At 37.1% G+C, this 16,595-nt stretch carries 16 protein-coding genes and 1 pseudogene; 8 read left to right on the top strand and 9 right to left on the bottom strand.

Annotated elements, in window-relative coordinates:
* Nucleotides 1-203 precede the first annotated feature (203 nt).
* From OWR28_RS21380 to OWR28_RS21405, 6 genes are all read left to right on the top strand, one after another.
* The gene (locus tag OWR28_RS21380) at nucleotides 204-956 is read left to right on the top strand and encodes a hypothetical protein (protein WP_332388422.1); all 753 of its coding nucleotides are present in this window, start codon (nucleotides 204-206) and stop codon (nucleotides 954-956) included.
* Nucleotides 953-1,690, top strand: a complete 738-nt coding sequence (locus OWR28_RS21385; RefSeq protein WP_332388423.1) for a sulfatase-like hydrolase/transferase — start codon at nucleotides 953-955, stop codon at nucleotides 1,688-1,690. The genes OWR28_RS21380 and OWR28_RS21385 overlap by 4 nt, the downstream gene beginning before the upstream one ends.
* 317 nt (nucleotides 1,691-2,007) lie before the next feature.
* The gene (locus OWR28_RS21390; RefSeq protein ID WP_332388424.1) at nucleotides 2,008-2,676 is read left to right on the top strand and encodes a carbonic anhydrase; all 669 of its coding nucleotides are present in this window, start codon (nucleotides 2,008-2,010) and stop codon (nucleotides 2,674-2,676) included.
* Nucleotides 2,677-2,699: 23 nt separating this feature from the next.
* Nucleotides 2,700-3,065, top strand: coding sequence for a hypothetical protein (locus OWR28_RS21395; RefSeq protein WP_332388425.1), 366 nt, complete (start codon nucleotides 2,700-2,702; stop codon nucleotides 3,063-3,065).
* A gap of 74 nt (nucleotides 3,066-3,139) precedes the next feature.
* The gene (locus OWR28_RS21400; RefSeq protein WP_332388426.1) at nucleotides 3,140-4,732 is read left to right on the top strand and encodes a SulP family inorganic anion transporter; all 1,593 of its coding nucleotides are present in this window, start codon (nucleotides 3,140-3,142) and stop codon (nucleotides 4,730-4,732) included.
* Nucleotides 4,733-4,782: 50 nt separating this feature from the next.
* A complete protein-coding gene (locus OWR28_RS21405; protein ID WP_332388427.1) occupies nucleotides 4,783-5,418 on the top strand; it encodes a carbonic anhydrase in 636 nt (211 codons plus the stop codon).
* Between the two features lie 117 nt (nucleotides 5,419-5,535).
* Here OWR28_RS21405 and OWR28_RS21410 read toward each other — a convergent pair whose 3' ends face one another.
* The 9 genes and pseudogenes from OWR28_RS21410 to mfd form a co-directional block, all read right to left on the bottom strand.
* Nucleotides 5,536-6,255: a VWA domain-containing protein gene (locus OWR28_RS21410; RefSeq protein ID WP_332388428.1), complete on the bottom strand. Its 720-nt coding sequence runs from the start codon at nucleotides 6,253-6,255 to the stop codon at nucleotides 5,536-5,538.
* A gap of 319 nt (nucleotides 6,256-6,574) precedes the next feature.
* Entirely contained in the window at nucleotides 6,575-7,138 is a 564-nt protein-coding gene (gene pth, locus OWR28_RS21415; protein ID WP_332388429.1) for an aminoacyl-tRNA hydrolase, read from the bottom strand.
* 85 nt (nucleotides 7,139-7,223) lie between these two features.
* The gene (locus tag OWR28_RS21420; RefSeq protein WP_332388430.1) at nucleotides 7,224-8,156 is read right to left on the bottom strand and encodes a hypothetical protein; all 933 of its coding nucleotides are present in this window, start codon (nucleotides 8,154-8,156) and stop codon (nucleotides 7,224-7,226) included.
* Between the two features lie 97 nt (nucleotides 8,157-8,253).
* The gene (locus OWR28_RS21425) at nucleotides 8,254-9,105 is read right to left on the bottom strand and encodes a hypothetical protein (protein ID WP_332388431.1); all 852 of its coding nucleotides are present in this window, start codon (nucleotides 9,103-9,105) and stop codon (nucleotides 8,254-8,256) included.
* A 174-nt stretch (nucleotides 9,106-9,279) separates the two neighbouring features.
* Nucleotides 9,280-10,017, bottom strand: coding sequence for a hypothetical protein (locus tag OWR28_RS21430; RefSeq protein ID WP_332388432.1), 738 nt, complete (start codon nucleotides 10,015-10,017; stop codon nucleotides 9,280-9,282).
* A gap of 8 nt (nucleotides 10,018-10,025) precedes the next feature.
* Nucleotides 10,026-10,847, bottom strand: coding sequence for a hypothetical protein (locus tag OWR28_RS21435; protein ID WP_332388433.1), 822 nt, complete (start codon nucleotides 10,845-10,847; stop codon nucleotides 10,026-10,028).
* Nucleotides 10,847-11,194, bottom strand: coding sequence for a hypothetical protein (locus OWR28_RS21440; protein ID WP_332388434.1), 348 nt, complete (start codon nucleotides 11,192-11,194; stop codon nucleotides 10,847-10,849). Before OWR28_RS21440 ends, OWR28_RS21435 begins: the two co-directional genes overlap by 1 nt.
* Nucleotides 11,195-11,268: 74 nt before the next feature.
* The gene (locus tag OWR28_RS21445) at nucleotides 11,269-11,700 is read right to left on the bottom strand and encodes a hypothetical protein (protein ID WP_332388435.1); all 432 of its coding nucleotides are present in this window, start codon (nucleotides 11,698-11,700) and stop codon (nucleotides 11,269-11,271) included.
* 338 nt (nucleotides 11,701-12,038) lie between these two features.
* A pseudogene (gene mfd, locus OWR28_RS21450) lies at nucleotides 12,039-15,406 on the bottom strand (transcription-repair coupling factor).
* 249 nt (nucleotides 15,407-15,655) lie between these two features.
* Here mfd and OWR28_RS21455 point away from each other — a divergent pair.
* Complete coding sequence (locus OWR28_RS21455; protein ID WP_332388436.1) at nucleotides 15,656-16,051, top strand: hypothetical protein; 396 nt, start codon at nucleotides 15,656-15,658, stop codon at nucleotides 16,049-16,051.
* 179 nt (nucleotides 16,052-16,230) lie between these two features.
* A complete protein-coding gene (locus tag OWR28_RS21460) occupies nucleotides 16,231-16,530 on the top strand; it encodes a hypothetical protein (RefSeq protein ID WP_332388437.1) in 300 nt (99 codons plus the stop codon).
* Nucleotides 16,531-16,595: the final 65 nt, after the last annotated feature.

The raw sequence follows: 16,595 nt of genomic DNA on the forward strand, positions 1-16,595 counted from the left end.
TCCGTTGCACAAACAACCGTAACAATTTATCTTCAAAAGTTTCTTTTGAGCTGTTGAGGTATCTGTACACTTAAGAATTATTTCTGAAATTAATTCTTTTCCAAACAATATATAATTCCGATACCCGGCATAACACCTTCAGGAAACACCTAAGGAAGATGATATAAAAATTAATCTCAAAGCATAGAAAAACAAATACAAACATGTTAAAAAAAATAGTTCCGATTCTTCTCATCCTGATTTATCTTACAGGTTTTTTACTTTCCTTCACTTATATATTTGATAATTTATTTGGTGCAGAAAAGCTGGAAAGTATCCGGAATATTTTCGAATACGGAATTATGTTCTGTTCTTTCCTCGTATTCAATGCATTTCTTTTTAAAAACAAATACACCTCAGTAATTGCCGTTATTCTATGTTTATTATTAAGCATTAATTTCCTGATATCAGTATCCTGTTTTTTTATTTACCACTCAGGCTTCAATGTAGGAATGGCAATAAGCATCCTGGAATCTAATGTAAATGAAGCCATAAGCATGTCTTATATGTTTATCCTGCCAGGTATCCTGTTTTTTATTTTTTGGATTACTGCTTTATTCAGTAAATTATCTGAAAAAAGTGTAATTAAGTTTGATATCAAATTTTTTATCATCGCTTTATTGTGGCTGCTTATGCCGTTTGCTTTTTATTTTAAACACAGATATGTAAGTAATAAAGGCGGAGGAAGAATGATCAAAAATGTGTACTATCATTTAACGGATTTCGGTATTGCATTAGATATCCAGAAAGATATCAATGCTCTCAAAAATGTTCCAAAATTCGACGTCAAAAAAATACAGCCTGGAATAGAAAATGTAATTCTTATCATCGGTGAATCTGAAAGGAAGCAAAACATGTCCTTATATGGCTACGACAAAAAACAACACCTTATACAGATCAGCAGGCCGAAAATATGATGATTTTTGACCATGCCGTTTCTCCGGCAGGAATCACCAACCTGAGTGTTCCCCTGATGCTATCCAGCATTCATCCGGATGAATTCAGGTATCATTATGAGAAGCTTTCCTACAACATCATCAATCTGGCCAACCAAAGCGGATACAATTCCTTCTGGCTTAGTACACAGGCAAGCGCAAGAGGAATTACAGCCATCGCTTCCATGGCTAAAAATAAAAAATGGGTAAACGGCTATGATGAAGTAATTGTCCCCGAATTGAAGAACGTTATTCAGAAGAAACAGGATAAATTTATAATTCTTCACATTATGGGCAGCCATCCCAATCCATGCAACAGACTGCCTGCTAACTGGAATTCCGGAGATCTGAACTGCTATGACAGCTCCATCAAATACACGGATTATGTCTTCAATAATATTTTCCGCACTTTGAAAAACACCAATTCTGTAGTTATCTATGCTTCTGATCATGGTCTCAAAATAAAGGGTGACAAATTATTGCACATAGACTCTAAAGAATCTACCCAGGTACCGTTTTTTGTATGGTTTGGAGATAAGGTACCTGCCAAATACAGAATCACCGGACATGAAACCAAACTGACCCAGACCACTTATATTTACCCTCTGATCATGAAATATATGGGTCTCGAAACACCTCAGCATTATAAAAATGAGGAAAATAAATACCTGGACCTCAACATGAGCAGTATGGAATATAACCAGCTTCCGGAATAATCATTCCCGGTACTGCTAAGAGTGTTTATTGAAAAATTAAGAATATTTTAATTCCCATGACTCAGATTTTGATTTATACTTTGTAATTTTATACTGTTTTTAAACGTTTGGATTAAACTTATAGACATCAATAGTTGTAAAGCAAAAAGCATATCGGAATATTGAATATGATTTTAAGCATATTTTAATATTAAACTTTGTTAAAAGTGATTGATTCTTTAACAAAAATTATATTTTTGTATAATTATTGATTTGGTCTATTGATTTTGAAAATAATTTAAACGAAATAAATAATTATAAACCTTACAATTTAAATTATGGCACAATCGTACGAAGTTATTTTCGAAAACAACAAAAAATGGGTAGAGTCCAAATTAGCTGGGGATCCTGACTTCTTTCATGAACTTGCAAAAACTCAGCATCCGGATTATCTGTACATCGGATGTTCGGATAGCAGAGCTACTGCAGAAGAACTGATGGGAGCAAAACCAGGCGAGGTGTTTGTTTACAGAAACATTGCCAATGTGGTCAATACTTTAGATATGAGTTCCACAGCCGTTATTCAATATGCTGTAGAACATCTGAAAGTAAAACACATTATTGTTTGCGGACATTACAACTGCGGCGGTGTAAAAGCAGCAATGACTCCTCAGGATCTGGGGTTACTGAATCCCTGGCTGAGAACCATCCGTGATGTATACAGACTGCATCAGGCGGAGCTGGATGCTATTGAGGACGAAGGTAAGCGTTATGACAGGCTTGTAGAGCTTAACGTTCAGGAGCAGTGCATTAACGTGATCAAAATGGCCTGTGTGCAGGAAAGATACATTTTAGAAGAGTATCCTATTGTTCATGGCTGGGTTTTTGACCTCAGAACAGGTAAAATCATTGATCTGGAGATTGATTTTGAGAAAATCTTGAAAGACATCCAAAAGATCTACAATCTTACAAGTTCTGATTGGGTAATGAGCAGAAAGACTAAATAGTTTTTCTAAAAAAGAATGTAAAAATGAAATTCTGGAGTATTATTGTATTAACGTTTTTTCTGAATTTTACGGCGCTGCCAGGCATTGCTGCGGTTGCGGGCTGGGATATTGCAAGAACGAATGTAATAATCAATGAAGAAGAACCCCATTCTCACCCATCCTCATTCATTGTTTACGAAAAGACCATTCCGAAACCTTTAGATGTTTTCGATTATCTGAAGTTTTCCGAACCTGATGTTCAGGGCGTGTCTTTTGTTCTGATTGATGATTCCTTTCATCTTTCACCTTTACTTACTATATTTTCTCCCTCCGGAAGCGTAACTCCTATAGTTAGATTTTTTGATACTATTTCCATATCATTTCTGATATCGGATACACATGTACTTTAAAAAATTATTTTTTCAACTTTTATAATTGACTTATTTAAAGCAGATAAGCCGGTTATACCTTACAGCTTCACATTATGAAAAAGACATCATTAATAGGAGGAATCAAGGAGAATTTTCCTTCAGGACTCGTGGTATTTTTAGTAGCACTTCCGTTGTGTTTAGGAATTGCTTTAGCATCAGGCGCTCCACCTTTATCCGGTATTATTTCCGGTATCATAGGCGGCCTGGTAGTAGGAACAATCAGTAATTCAAATATTTCAGTTTCAGGTCCTGCAGCAGGTCTGACAGCTATCGTTTTAACAGCAATAACAGATCTTGGTGCATTTGAGCTTTTCCTTTGTGCAGGGATTATTGCAGGACTTATCCAATTGGTTTTAGGGTTTGTAAGAGCCGGAAGTATTTCCAACTATTTCCCGAATAATGTCATTGAAGGAATGCTGGCAGCCATCGGAATTATTATTATTTTAAAACAGATTCCGCATGCGTTAGGATTTGATAAAGATTATGAAGGGCATGAATCCATCTTCGATAACGGCCTGAATTTCGGATATTTTACAGAATTGTTTGGAGCGATCCATCCCGGTGCAGTTGTTATTACTTTCATTTCTGTAGCGATCCTTATCGCATGGGATAAAATCCACGTACTGAAAAGGATGAAAATGCTTCCGGGAGCATTGGTTGCCGTCATTGTAAGCATCCTTTTGAATCAGCTGTTTAAGATGTCCGGAAGCTCGCTGGCTATCGAAACCCAGCATTTGGTTTCTTTACCGGTACCACAGTCTTTTGATGATTTTAAGAACCTGATTACGACTCCTGACCTTAACGGCTTTACCAATCCTAAAGTATGGATTGTAGGGGCAACGATTGCCATTGTAGCTTCTATCGAAACTTTACTTTGTATTGAAGCTTCAGATCGTCTGGACAGACAGAGAAGGATTACAGATACCAATCTGGAGCTTAAGGCACAGGGCATCGGGAACCTTATAAGCTCATTCATCGGAGGGCTTCCAATGACTTCTGTGGTCGTAAGAAGTTCTGCGAATGCCAATGCAGGAGCAACCTCTAAAATGTCCACAATTATTCATGGTGTCTTCTTATTGATTTGTGTACTGTCTATTCCTGTTGTTTTAAATTTAATTCCGTTGGCAACATTGGCTGCGGTATTAATTCTGGTAGGATATAAACTGGCGAAGCCGGCTACATTCAAACATTTCTGGCATTTGGGAAAATTCCAGTTTATTCCGTTTGTGGCAACGGTGGTAGCGGTAGTGGCTACAGATCTTTTAAAAGGTGTGGGAATTGGTCTGGCGATATCCATTTTCTATATCCTTCAGGGAAATATGAAAAGAGCCTATTATTTAAGCAGAGAAAGGCTGGATGATGCAGATGGGATCAATATCAAACTGGCTGAAGAAGTATCATTTTTAAATAAGGCAGCCATCAAAAAAACACTTAAAAATATAAAACCCAACTCTACGGTGGTCATTGATGCGAGAAACACTTCCTACATTGCAACAGATGTACTGGAAATGATTCAGGACTTTGCCAATATCCGCGCAAAGGAACAGGACATCAATGTAGAACTGATAGGCTTTAAAACTTCATACAGAGATTACGAAAGAAGTGAGGATTCCCATATCCTGGTTACTCACAAGAGAGCCATATAATCTCAATAATTAATTAATTTTTTAACTTTAAATTCGAAAACAATAAAAATATGAAAGCACATACATACGAAACCCAATCTACTATTACTCCTGAAAAAGCATTAGAGTTCTTAAAAGAAGGAAACCAGAGATTCGTAAACAATCTTAAGGCAAACAGAGACCTTCTTGAACAGGTGAATGCAACCCGTGAGGGACAGTGGCCTTTTGCAGTAGTATTGAGCTGCATAGACAGCCGTACATCTGCAGAGCTTATCTTTGATCAGGGATTAGGAGACATCTTTAGTATCAGAATTGCCGGTAACTTTGTGAATCAGGATATTCTGGGATCTATGGAATTTGGGTGCAATGTGGCAGGTTCTAAACTTATTGTCGTATTAGGACATACCAAGTGCGGAGCTTTGAAAGGAGGTCTTGATGCTGCAAAAATTGAAGGTCTGGGAATGGACAACCTGAACCATCTTATCAATCACTTCAATCCTATCATCAATGAAATTATTGAAGAGAATGAAGAACGTTCATCCAACAACAGCTCTCTTCTTGAAAGGCTTAACCAGCAAAATGTAAGAAGCGCGATTGAAGACATCCGTAAGCAAAGTTCAACCCTTAAAAATCTTGAAGCTGAAGGTAAAATTAAAATCGTTGGCGCCAATTACGATGTTGAAACAGGTGCTGTAACCTGGTTATAAGAAGCAATTCATTTAATTCCAATTATAATTTACAGAAATGCCATCGGAATCCGATGGCATTTATTTTTGACAAATAGCATCAATATTCTAGCTATTTTAAATTTCATTTTTAAAAGTCTATTGATACAAGCTTTTTATACTGTCATTTTTCTTTTTGATTTCTGAATAGATCAAATTCAGTTTTTCGGGGTTTACTTTAGCTGGATTTGCTTTTATCGGAGATCGGTTACTTGGATGAACCATTGCCTTTTTTAAATCAAATTGCTCAAGATCTTTTTGAGTATAGAATATTTTTAAAAATCCGCCTGTCTTGGTAGGAATTTCTTTAGCTTTTACTGTATCAATTTTTATTGATTTTACTTTTTCATATTTTAAATTGCCTTTTACATCCATAAAAACCGGTGAAACAGCTATATCTTTTGGGGTAATTATGATAGAATTAATTGTTATACTATTTTTTATAGCTTCGTTCACGGGAAGGCTGATAGGATAGGAATCTATGGTTTTCGTTCCGTCAGAAAATAAGAAAATTGATTTTTCTCCTTCTTGTCCTTCCACGGAATATAAAGCATTTAATAAGGCATGTGAAAAATTAGTCCCCGCTTTCAATGGCTTGAAGAGAGTTATATCTTTTGTAATTTTATCAATAGAGGTAAGCAATTTCTGTTTATCCCGTGTTATAGGACAAATGAGATAAGAGTCTCCTGCAAAAACTACAATTGAAAATGCCTGATTTTCTTTTTTAGCAGAAACTACATTTCTTACAACCTTTAAAATTGCTTCTGATCTGTTCGGCTCAAAATCTATTGAATACATCGATAATGATTTATCTATCATCAAAACTATATTCTGCTGTGGCAGAGCGCTTCTTTTCTCCACATTTTTATTTTCAGTCTTGTTACAACTTAAGAGAGTCACCAAAAGCAGGATAAAAAAGGCTTCATTTTTTTATAATTTCATGGAAATAGTAGATTTGAATACAACATTAATAGCTTGTGATTCAATACACAATAATAATCAATTATTTAATAGGTAACACTTCTTGAAGCGAATAAATTTTAAATAATAAAGTATTTAAACATAAAATGAATGACTGCCTTATTGTAAGACAGTCATTACATTATATTTTAATTTTTGTTGTTTTTCCTTTCTGAAATTATTTCCCGTTAAAAGCGGACATTGTATTATTCAATCCGGCAAATACAAAAGAAAGAGCAGCCTTGGAAAAGGTTTCAATTCTTTCGGTAAGCTTTTCAGCTTCTTCTTCATTCCAGGTTCCTAATACATAATCTACCTGTCGTCCGGCAACAAAGTCTGCAGAGATCCCAAAACGAAGCCTTGCGTAATTTTGAGTCTGCAGTACTTCATTGATATTTTTAAGTCCGTTATGCCCCGCATCGGATCCTTTTCCTTTCAATCTTAACGTTCCGAAAGGGAGGGCCAGGTCATCGGTAACAATAAGCACATTCTCCAAAGGAATGTTTTCTTTCTGCATCCAGTATTTCACAACATTCCCTGAAAGATTCATATAAGTATCAGGCTTAAGGACAAAAACTTTCCTTCCTTTATGTTTTCCTTCTGCCAGCCACCCGAAATTCGATGTATTGAATGATACCTCAAGTGTTTCCGCTATTTTCTCAGCTACTTTAAAGCCTATGTTATGTCGTGTATTTTCATATTCTGAGCCTTTGTTCCCAAGCCCTACGATTAAATATTTCATCAGAAATTTTTTGCAAAATTAAGGGATAAAAATAAAAAACTCAATCTTAGGAAAGATTGAGTTTGAATATTGTTAAAAAAATTCTTTATTGTGGTTTGTAGATGTAATTAACACCATATCCTTTTGTCATATAAGTCTGAGGATCGTAAACGTAATTTGTACTCTTAACAATCGGCGTCGGAATTGGTGGAGTAAGATCTGTTACCGACCATCTCTTAGGGTTATTTGGAGAAAGGATAAGACTTTCTTTATCATTGATTATTGTAGATAATAATCTTGAAATTTTATATACATGCGGCAATAATGTGAATGGGCTCACCTGCTCATCATATGCATAATATTCATAGCTGTATTTTCCTGTAACAGCTCCAAATGCACCTCCTGACATTGTTCCGTAATATCTTACTACTTTTGATACGTTATCTCCTACATAGCTGTACCCTGTTTTAGAATAATCCGTGAAAGTAAGAGGAGCTCCCGGAACATCCGGCCCGTTTCTCATAATGATAGAATCCAGTTTTCCTGTAGAAGCGCTGTATTTGATATCATAAGCCGTTTTCTCTTTTCTCAGCAAAGTTTGTGGCCCAGGAGTCGTTGCAGGCGGAACAGGCGGAGGTCTTCTGAAGATCGAGCGGCTTTCAGAAATAAGCTGCAGCCTGTTGTTATTTGCGTAAGTGAATAATTGAGTGTAGGACACACTGTCTTTATCCAGCTTTCCGTTCCCGTCAAGATCAAGAAAACCATTGAAGTTGATCTGGCTGATTTTATCACCACTGTACATAATATCAGTAACGGAAGCACTGTCTGTGATTACTTTGGTCACAAGAAGCCCGCTGTAGCGATATTCTGCGATAGTATCTTTATCTGTAATTTCTCTGTATAATGCTCTGGGACCGCTTAATCCTTCTGTATTGTTAAGATCCAGCAATGGATTCCCGTCCTCATCCAGCATGTCCTTGCAGGAATGTATTGAGGAAAACCCTGCGATCAGTAAAATAAAATAGAAAATTTGTTTCATTTCCTTGTAATTGATTATTTTTTTGACAAATATAATTTTTTTGCCTAAAAATTGTATTATTATTTATATTCTGGTGAGATTAATAACTATATTTCTCCTATAAATTTTTATAGGTAAAAGTTAAATTCTGATTTTTTTCAACTGTTACATACCCCTGGTTATCATAAGAATAACTTTGGGCTGTATTTACAGGAGCAGCCGGTGACGGCAGTTCTATGAACATTGAAGTAGGATTGTTCGGAGATATTTTATAGAACTGGGCCGGATTGATCAGACTTCGTGTGATAAAATACACTGAAGGGAGTGTTGAATACGGGCTTTTCTGAGCATCATAGTTCTGGAAGCTGTACTTGCTTATCACAGCTGTGCTCATATTCGGGTTTCCATTGATATCCAGTATACCTTTGGAACAAACTACCTGAATAACATTATCACCATTGTACACAAAACTATAGTCAATAAATCTGTTATAGGCACTGATTCCTCCTTCTTTTCTCTTCTCAAGAATTTTAGTAAGTTTATTGGTAGTTGCACTATAGGTAAATGCATAGTCACTTACAACAGATACAGACGGGGTAGCCCCTGTTGCTGTAGAAGTAGCATTGTAAATCTTTTTACCGGTAGCATCAGGAACAATGTTGAATTCATATACAAGGCTGGATGATGCTGAACTTACATATTTAATTTTAGTGATATTCTTATCCGTATAGGTTACCGTTCCGGTAAAATAAGCATTTCCCGGAGCAGATTCATCTTTAGACACTGCAGTCTGTAAGTCTCCGGTTACCGCTGTAGTAATGTATTCTTCCTGAGTAACATTATTGGAACTAACCTTTGCCAAAATCTTTTTAGGCGGCGGACCATCATCAGGATTCGGGATGGATTCTGTAGGATCCGAGGTAGTATTACATGCTGTCAGGAACCCAAGAAAAGCAATACCGGCAAACATTTTAAAAAATAGTTTTTTACCATATAGAATTTTTTAGCTTGTCCAAATATAATTCAATTTTCGATAATACACTTTACTTTATCTGAACAAATTCACAAGAAATAGAGTTAATAAACAAAAAAAATCTAAAAACATAACGTTTTTAGATTTCCAAATATTGTATTATTATAAAAATTAATAAGGCTGTAATATTGATGTTGTCAAAACAGACTGTGACATATCGCTATTGAGGAAAGTAGCGTCAACCGCTCTTCCTATTCCAAGCACTGTTCCTGCAATAGCTCTTTTTATACAGGCTACTTTAACAGAATATTGATTTTGAGGGGTAAGATTGGTAAGGGTTGCATTAAGGTTAAAAATCTTATAAGCACCGCTGTCTCCCAGGAGCACATCTGTTCTCACCGCTCTGAGTGCATCATTTATAAAAACACCACAGGCAAAGCTTGCAGAATTGGTACCTGTCTTCTGAACCGTTGTCTGGAATGAAAAAGTAGCTTTGTTTGTACCGTTGGTAACGGAAAACGTATCTACTGTTCCGGGAATTACAGTCCAGCCTCCCGTCAGAGCGTCTCCATTACTGTAAGGGCTGGTAGACCCACTGGCCCCAGAAAAGCTGATTCCGGTTTTATCCGCAACGGTGTTGATGGAAAACAAAGACATACTCCCCTGCCCATCAGCAATTTTGATAGCTTTCCAGTCATTCGTACCTAAATCCGTATTATTGTGCAATATATCACCGGCTGTACCGGCAGAACCTTTCAGTAAATCAGTACCTCCAGTTCTTAATTCTTTTCCAACATTAAGATCTCCGTTCACATCCAGCATATTAGTCGGATTAGGAGTATTGATACCCACCTGGGCATTTGTTGCAGCAGCTAATAAAAGAGATGTAACAAATAATATTTTTTTCATAATCCTTCTTAATTTATAATAGAGTTAAATACTTCCGGAACTTCATACACGTCTATTTTAAGAGAAGACTGGGAAATAAACTTATTGATATTGCTGTATAAATTTGTTCCTATACTCAGTGTATTTCCTGATCCCCCATAAGAGCCTAGTCTTGTACATGCAACACTTACCGTATGGTCCCCTTTGGAAAGATTATCTACAATCCCGATCTGGGTGTGGGTAAGGAAAGGATATGAAGTAGTAATGGCCTTCAGATTTCGCTGTCTCAGGTTTACCAGTTTGTCATCCACAAAAATTCCACAAGCATAATCTATTGAATTGTCTGTACTTCCTGCTCCCCCAAAATCTGCCTGTACAACAGTTTCAAACTGAAAATACGCTTTACTTTGAGTACTGAATACCCTGATTACATGTGAAAGCCCGTCTATTTTTTTGAAGTTCGTAAGCGTACTATATTGTTTTCCCTGGGTAAATGTTCCTCCTCTGGAAGCAAGACTTACTGAAGAATCTTCCGAAGAAGTAAAGGTAATTCCTGCATCATCCGAGAATGAATTGTTATAAATCAGGTAAAATTTATTAGGTTCGTATTCAGGAATTCGAAGTGATTTCCACATCGGCGGAAAACCTTCCCCCTGAGAAACCAGCAGCTGGTCATTATTGCCATGGAAAACGGAGTTATCAGCAGAATTAAAAACCCCGATTTTATTTCTGAAATTAACATCTCCGTTTACATCAAGTTTGGCTTTTGGAGTCTCTGTTTTTATTCCTACCTGAGCTGACAGTAAAAGGCCCATGGTAAGAAGCAGCGTTGATAATAGTTTTTTCATCATTAGTTGTTTTTATAGCTCACGTATTCGATAACATCCATTTTCATTGTAGATTCCAGAGTAAATGCGCTGGAAGCCCCGTTTGAAGACTGTACATTACGTCCGATCGCAAATTGCGAAGCAGCACTTGAGGTATCAATCTTTCTGCATGCAATGTCAATATTATGAACTCCTACAGGAACGTTCTGCTCAGTATAGTTAAGCGTAAAGATATAATCCTGAAGCCCTGCTTTTCCGCTGTTGTTATTGGAAGCAATTCTGTCCGGACGTACAGCTACCAGTGTTCCGTTTCTGAAAACACCGCAGGCAAATCTGACACTCTGTACCGTAGTAGCTGTGGAAGCCTTCATTTCAACGCCGGTCTGAAACTGATACGTAAGCCTGTTCTTGCCGTTTTTGATGGTAAAAGTATTGCTAAGCCCGTTTATTTTTTCCAGTTCCCTTTGGTGATATCAGTGATATTATCCCCAACATTGTTGGTATAGACGCCATCACCTGCAACTCCATCAGTAAGTGATATAATACCCGTTTGATCCGACGACAGATAAGAATTGATCAGCTTATACTGCCCCTCTTCCATAAAGGAAACATTCAAAGATTTCCACACAGGAGGCAAACCCTCACCCTGAGAAACCAAAACCTGGCCGTTCAATCCAGCTTCACCAGCCTGAGTTGAAGTCCCGCCTACTCTAAGTTCTTTTCTTAAGGTGGTTTTCCCGTTCACATCAAGAACAGACTTCGGTTTAGCAGTACCGATTCCCACCTGTGCATTGGCATAGAATGATAAAAATCCAGCCGCGCAGCAATATATAATTTTTTCATAATAAGGACTGCAAAGGTACAGAATGAAGTCCAAAAAATTCCAGTTATATATCGGTAAACCTATAGAAATAAACACATTAGAGAATAGAATTAATCACACATAAAAGTAGAATTATTTCTACATAACTCCACTTTTTATATTTAGAAAACAGCATATAAGGTCTCAAACCCTTACTGTGCGGGAGTTTACAAAACTTCTTTACTCATTAAAGAGTGATTTCGCACCCTTAAAAAAGGCTGTAATTCTCTTTAACAGGAATATTACAAAAGAAAAACATGATAACAATCACAAAAAAACGTATAAAATTTTAAGGCTTTTATACGTTTTTCACAATTTTTATAAACTTGTTCCTAAAGAACAAAAAGTAAAATTTAATTATGCTCAATAATGGCTTTCAGCAGTAGATTTACCTCATCTACATTTTTAACCTTTTCCTTTCTCATCATCAGCTGATTGCCCTCTTTTCCTGACTTCTCTTTCAGCTGAGCTTCAGCAGGATTTCGGGTCAGATAATTAATTATATGTCTGAATCTGTCAGTCTGATAAAACCTGTCCTGGGGATTTCCCGGGAAGTACCCTAAAAACACACCGTTTTTCATGACAATTTTTTCAAAACCAATGTCTGCCGCAAGCCACTTCAGGGAAACACTCTTCAATAGATTTACAGCTTCTTTAGGTAACGGCCCGAAACGGTCAATCAGCTCCAGTTCAAACTGATGAAGATCCGCCTCATTATTGATCTCGGCAATTTTCTGATATAATAACAGCCTTTCTTCTGTATTGGAAATATATGAATCCGGCAGCATCAGCTCCAAATCGGTATCGATATTGACATCCTTCACAGATTTGAAAAGCTTCTGTCTGTCTTCTTCATTTTCAAAAAGATTTTCAAAATCAGCATCATCTTTTAGTTCTTCCAATGCTTCCTGCATTAATTTCTGATACGTTTCAAACCCCATCTCATTAATAAATCCACTCTGCTCAGCACCCAGCAGATCACCGGCACCACGGATTTCCAGGTCTTTCATTGCAATCTGAAAACCACTTCCAAGATCAGAAAACTGTTCTATTGCTTCCAGACGTTTTCTGGCATCGGAAGTCATCATATCATAAGGAGGAGTAATCAGGTAGCAGAAAGCTTTCCTGTTGCTGCGTCCTACCCTTCCTCTCATCTGGTGCAGGTCTGCCATTCCAAATCTTTGTGCATCATTGATGAAAATGGTATTGGCGTTGGGCACATCTACCCCACTTTCTACAATGGTGGTAGACACAAGAACATCATATTTCCCTTCCATAAAATCCAGCACATTTTTCTCAAGCTGCTTTCCTTCCATCTGCCCATGTCCCGTAATCACTCTTGCATCCGGAACCAGCCTCTGGATAAGTCCTGCAATGTCTTTAAGGTTTTCAATCCTGTTATTGATAAAATAGACCTGTCCATCTCTCTGGAGCTCATAAGAAACAGCATCACGAAGGGTTTCTTCATTGAATCCGATCAGCTGTGTCTCTACAGGCTGCCTGTTGGGCGGTGGTGTTTTGATCACGGATAAATCTCTTGCTGCCATTAATGAAAACTGTAAAGTTCTCGGAATAGGAGTTGCCGTAAGGGTAAGGGTATCAACATTATTCTTCAAAGTTTTCAATTTATCTTTTACTGAAACTCCGAATTTGTGCTCTTCATCAATAATCAGCAACCCAAGATCTTTAAATTTCACAGAACTGCTCACCAATTGATGTGTACCAATAATAATGTCTACCTTTCCGTTTTTCAACGCTTCCAAAGTCTCAGATTTCTGTTTAGCCGTCCTGAACCTGTTCACATAAGCAACATTTACCGGGAAATCTTTAAGCCTTTCTTTAAAGCTTCTGTAATGCTGGAAAGCAAGAATAGTTGTAGGCACCAACACAGCCACCTGTTTGCCGTCTGTAGCCGCTTTAAATGCCGCCCGGATTGCGACTTCCGTTTTTCCGAAACCAACATCTCCACAAACAAGTCTGTCCATTACCGTATCAGCTTCCATATCTCTTTTTACATCGATGGTCGCTTTTTCCTGATCCGGAGTATCTTCGTAAATAAAGCTGGCTTCCAGTTCATTCTGTAGATAGGAATCGGGTGTATACGCAAAACCTTTGGCCGTTTTTCTCTGGGCATATAATTTGATAAGGTCAAAAGCAATCTGCTTAACCTTCGCTTTCGTTTTCTGCTTTAAAGATTTCCAGGTCGGAGATCCGAGCTTGCTCAGCACAACCTCTCTTCCATCCGGTCCGTTGTACTTCGAAATTTTATGTAAAGAGTGAATGCTTACATATAATAAGTCTCCGTTTTTATAAGTCAGTTTAAAACATTCCTGGATTTTCCCGTCATTATTCACTTTTACCAATCCCATAAATTTTCCGATTCCATGATCGATATGGGCGATATAATCTCCGATTTTCAGAGACATGAGGTCTTTCAGGGTAAGCTGTTCAGATTTGGCAAAAGTGTTTTTAGCTTTGTACCTCTGATAACGGTCAAAGATCTGGTGATCCGTATAGACCATCAGTTTATGCCCGTTATCAACAAATCCTTCATGAAGTTCGGATTTAAAGCTTTTAAAAGGAAGCTCATGTTCAAGCTCTTCAAAAATAGACTCCAGTCTTTCTTTCTGTTTTTCTGTTGAAAAAGAAATCCAGGTATCGAATCCATTGTTCTGCTTTTCCTCAATATCTTCAATCAATAATTCAAAGTTTTTATGAAAAGATGGCTGTGGAAGCTGGTCCATTTTTACTTCAGTAACTTCTTTCAGGCCTTCCATCATCACTCCTCCAAAATCAACTGTTTTGAATTTTTTATAATCGAACAGAAACTCCTGGTCAGAAATAAAAAGTTCCTGCGGAGTCCTGTGAGCAATATCTTTACTCAGTGTATCATACTTTTCCAGGGACTTTTCATAGAATGTCCTGATCTTCTGCATTCCTACCATTCCGTTTTTAGAAACGACAAAGCTTTCAGGAGATAATAACTGCAGCAAAGACACTCTGGTTCCCGTCACTGAAAAGTTCATATTGGAAACCAACTGGAAATCCTTCACTTTATCTACTGAAAGCTGTGTCTCAATATCAAAAGTTTTAATGCTTTCCACTTCATTACCGAAGAACGTGATCCTATACGGTTTTTCATGCGAATAGGAAAAGACATCTACAATACCGCCTCTTACAGAAAACTCTCCCGGTTCAGAAACAAAATCAGCCTGCTGGAAATGATAATGATTAAGCAGTTCATCCACGAAATCAAAGTCCAGCTGATCCCCCACTTTAATATGATGGGAAATTGCTTTAAAATCCTCTTTTTTCAAAACCTTTTCAGACAAAGCTCCAGCGTATGCCACTATAACTTTAGGAGATCTCCCTGAATTGATTTTATTTAAAACCTCAGTTCTTAAAACCAGATTGGCATTCTGCGTTTTTTCTACCTGATAAGGTTCAAGATGGGTTGCCGGAAAATACAATACCTTATCCTTACCCAAAAGATCTTCCATCTCCGTATTGGCATACAAGGCATCTTCCTTATCATCTACCAGATAAAGAATATTTTTCTTCTGGACCAAAAAAGCTCAGCCACAAAAATAGAAACCGAAGAGCCGGCACTTCCTTTTACGGCAATATGCTGATTATTTTCTAGCTGGGTAAAAATTTCTTTTCCAAATTCTTTCTGCAAAAGATCTGGAAGAAACTTTTCATTGATGGATTTTAACTGCATAAATAGTAATGGTATAAACGACAAAAGCGATTTCGGGAGTTTTCCGAAACCGTTTATGATATACAAAGGTACGGATATTTTTTATGTTCCTTTGAAAAACAGAAAGAGTGATGTTTAAAATGAATAGCTTACGTTCATTATTCTTAATTTTTTACAATTTTATTTAATAACATGTTAAAAAAATTCAAGTATTTTCTCCGTGGCACAGTGTTTGGCTTTTAAGTAAAACCAAACATTAAGAATAGTATTATGAAAAAAGCAATTAAAATCCTAGGAGTTATGATGCTGTTGGTATTTACAGCATTATCTTTTTCGTCGTGCAGCAAAGATGACGACCCTGTTAACAATGAATTTTTTGCAGGCACCTACAAAGGGCAGATTTCTTATAATGACGGTGGCTCTACCAACATCAGCACGGACAACGGAAGTGTATTTGTAACAAAGATAGCGAGCGGCACCAAGTATAATTTTGCTTTCTCAAACAGCATTCCGGACATTAATGGAGTAGAGTTTAATCAGGAAGGAGATCATACGCTTGTGATGATTGGTTCTACTGCGACCTCTTATATCAGAATTGACAACAATACTTTAAAAATATTATTTGCAAAAGACGGCAAAACGTGGACAGCCAACTGTACACGCTAGATTTGTCTATTTATATATTATGCAAGCCTGTCTCCTCTATTGAAGACAGGCTTTTTAATTGTAAATGAAGTGTTTTAATATTTTTTAAGCTGTAATAAACTTTAGTTAAGTTTAAAAATCCTAATTTTCTAGCCTGCTTTTTGTATATCTTTATTCAACAAAAACAAACAATAATTCTTATGAAAAAATTATTATCTGCAATGTCATTGATCCTTGGATTAGGACTTGCAACTGCCCAGCAGACTGCTCCCGCTAAAAGCACAACAGCACATCCACCTGTAAAAGCAACTGCTGTAAAGGCTGCTGCTAAACCGGCAGAAGTAAAAGCTGCCAAACCGGCAATGGATGCAAAAGCTGTGAAGCCTGCACAACCAGCCGCCAAAATGAAAAAAGACGGCACCCCGGACAAGAGGTACAAAGAAAACAAACACCTGAAAAAAGACGGTACTCCTGATAAAAGATATAAGGAGAACAAATAAGCATAACATCAACATATAGTTGTTATTTTCATAATCAAATTTCGAAAAGCCGGTGGAACTTGTTC

Source organism: Chryseobacterium sp. 1B4 (assembly GCF_036631475.1).
Taxonomy (GTDB): Bacteria; Bacteroidota; Bacteroidia; order Flavobacteriales; family Weeksellaceae; genus Chryseobacterium.

What these genes read in the sequence shown, in the direction of transcription:
- OWR28_RS21400 (WP_332388426.1), top strand. Translation starts at nt 3,140, where the DNA reads ATGAAAAAGACATCATTAATAGGAGGAATCAAGGAGAATTTTCCTTCA.
- OWR28_RS21460 (WP_332388437.1), top strand. Translation starts at nt 16,231, where the DNA reads ATGAAAAAATTATTATCTGCAATGTCATTGATCCTTGGATTAGGACTT.
- pth (WP_332388429.1), bottom strand. Translation starts at nt 7,138, where the DNA reads ATGAAATATTTAATCGTAGGGCTTGGGAACAAAGGCTCAGAATATGAA.
- OWR28_RS21385 (WP_332388423.1), top strand. Translation starts at nt 953, where the DNA reads ATGATGATTTTTGACCATGCCGTTTCTCCGGCAGGAATCACCAACCTG.
- OWR28_RS21390 (WP_332388424.1), top strand. Translation starts at nt 2,008, where the DNA reads ATGGCACAATCGTACGAAGTTATTTTCGAAAACAACAAAAAATGGGTA.
- OWR28_RS21410 (WP_332388428.1), bottom strand. Translation starts at nt 6,255, where the DNA reads ATGATAGATAAATCATTATCGATGTATTCAATAGATTTTGAGCCGAAC.
- OWR28_RS21405 (WP_332388427.1), top strand. Translation starts at nt 4,783, where the DNA reads ATGAAAGCACATACATACGAAACCCAATCTACTATTACTCCTGAAAAA.
- OWR28_RS21455 (WP_332388436.1), top strand. Translation starts at nt 15,656, where the DNA reads ATGAAAAAAGCAATTAAAATCCTAGGAGTTATGATGCTGTTGGTATTT.
- OWR28_RS21420 (WP_332388430.1), bottom strand. Translation starts at nt 8,156, where the DNA reads ATGAAACAAATTTTCTATTTTATTTTACTGATCGCAGGGTTTTCCTCA.
- OWR28_RS21430 (WP_332388432.1), bottom strand. Translation starts at nt 10,017, where the DNA reads ATGAAAAAAATATTATTTGTTACATCTCTTTTATTAGCTGCTGCAACA.
- OWR28_RS21425 (WP_332388431.1), bottom strand. Translation starts at nt 9,105, where the DNA reads ATGTTTGCCGGTATTGCTTTTCTTGGGTTCCTGACAGCATGTAATACT.
- OWR28_RS21435 (WP_332388433.1), bottom strand. Translation starts at nt 10,847, where the DNA reads ATGATGAAAAAACTATTATCAACGCTGCTTCTTACCATGGGCCTTTTA.
- OWR28_RS21440 (WP_332388434.1), bottom strand. Translation starts at nt 11,194, where the DNA reads ATGAAGGCTTCCACAGCTACTACGGTACAGAGTGTCAGATTTGCCTGC.
- OWR28_RS21380 (WP_332388422.1), top strand. Translation starts at nt 204, where the DNA reads ATGTTAAAAAAAATAGTTCCGATTCTTCTCATCCTGATTTATCTTACA.
- OWR28_RS21395 (WP_332388425.1), top strand. Translation starts at nt 2,700, where the DNA reads ATGAAATTCTGGAGTATTATTGTATTAACGTTTTTTCTGAATTTTACG.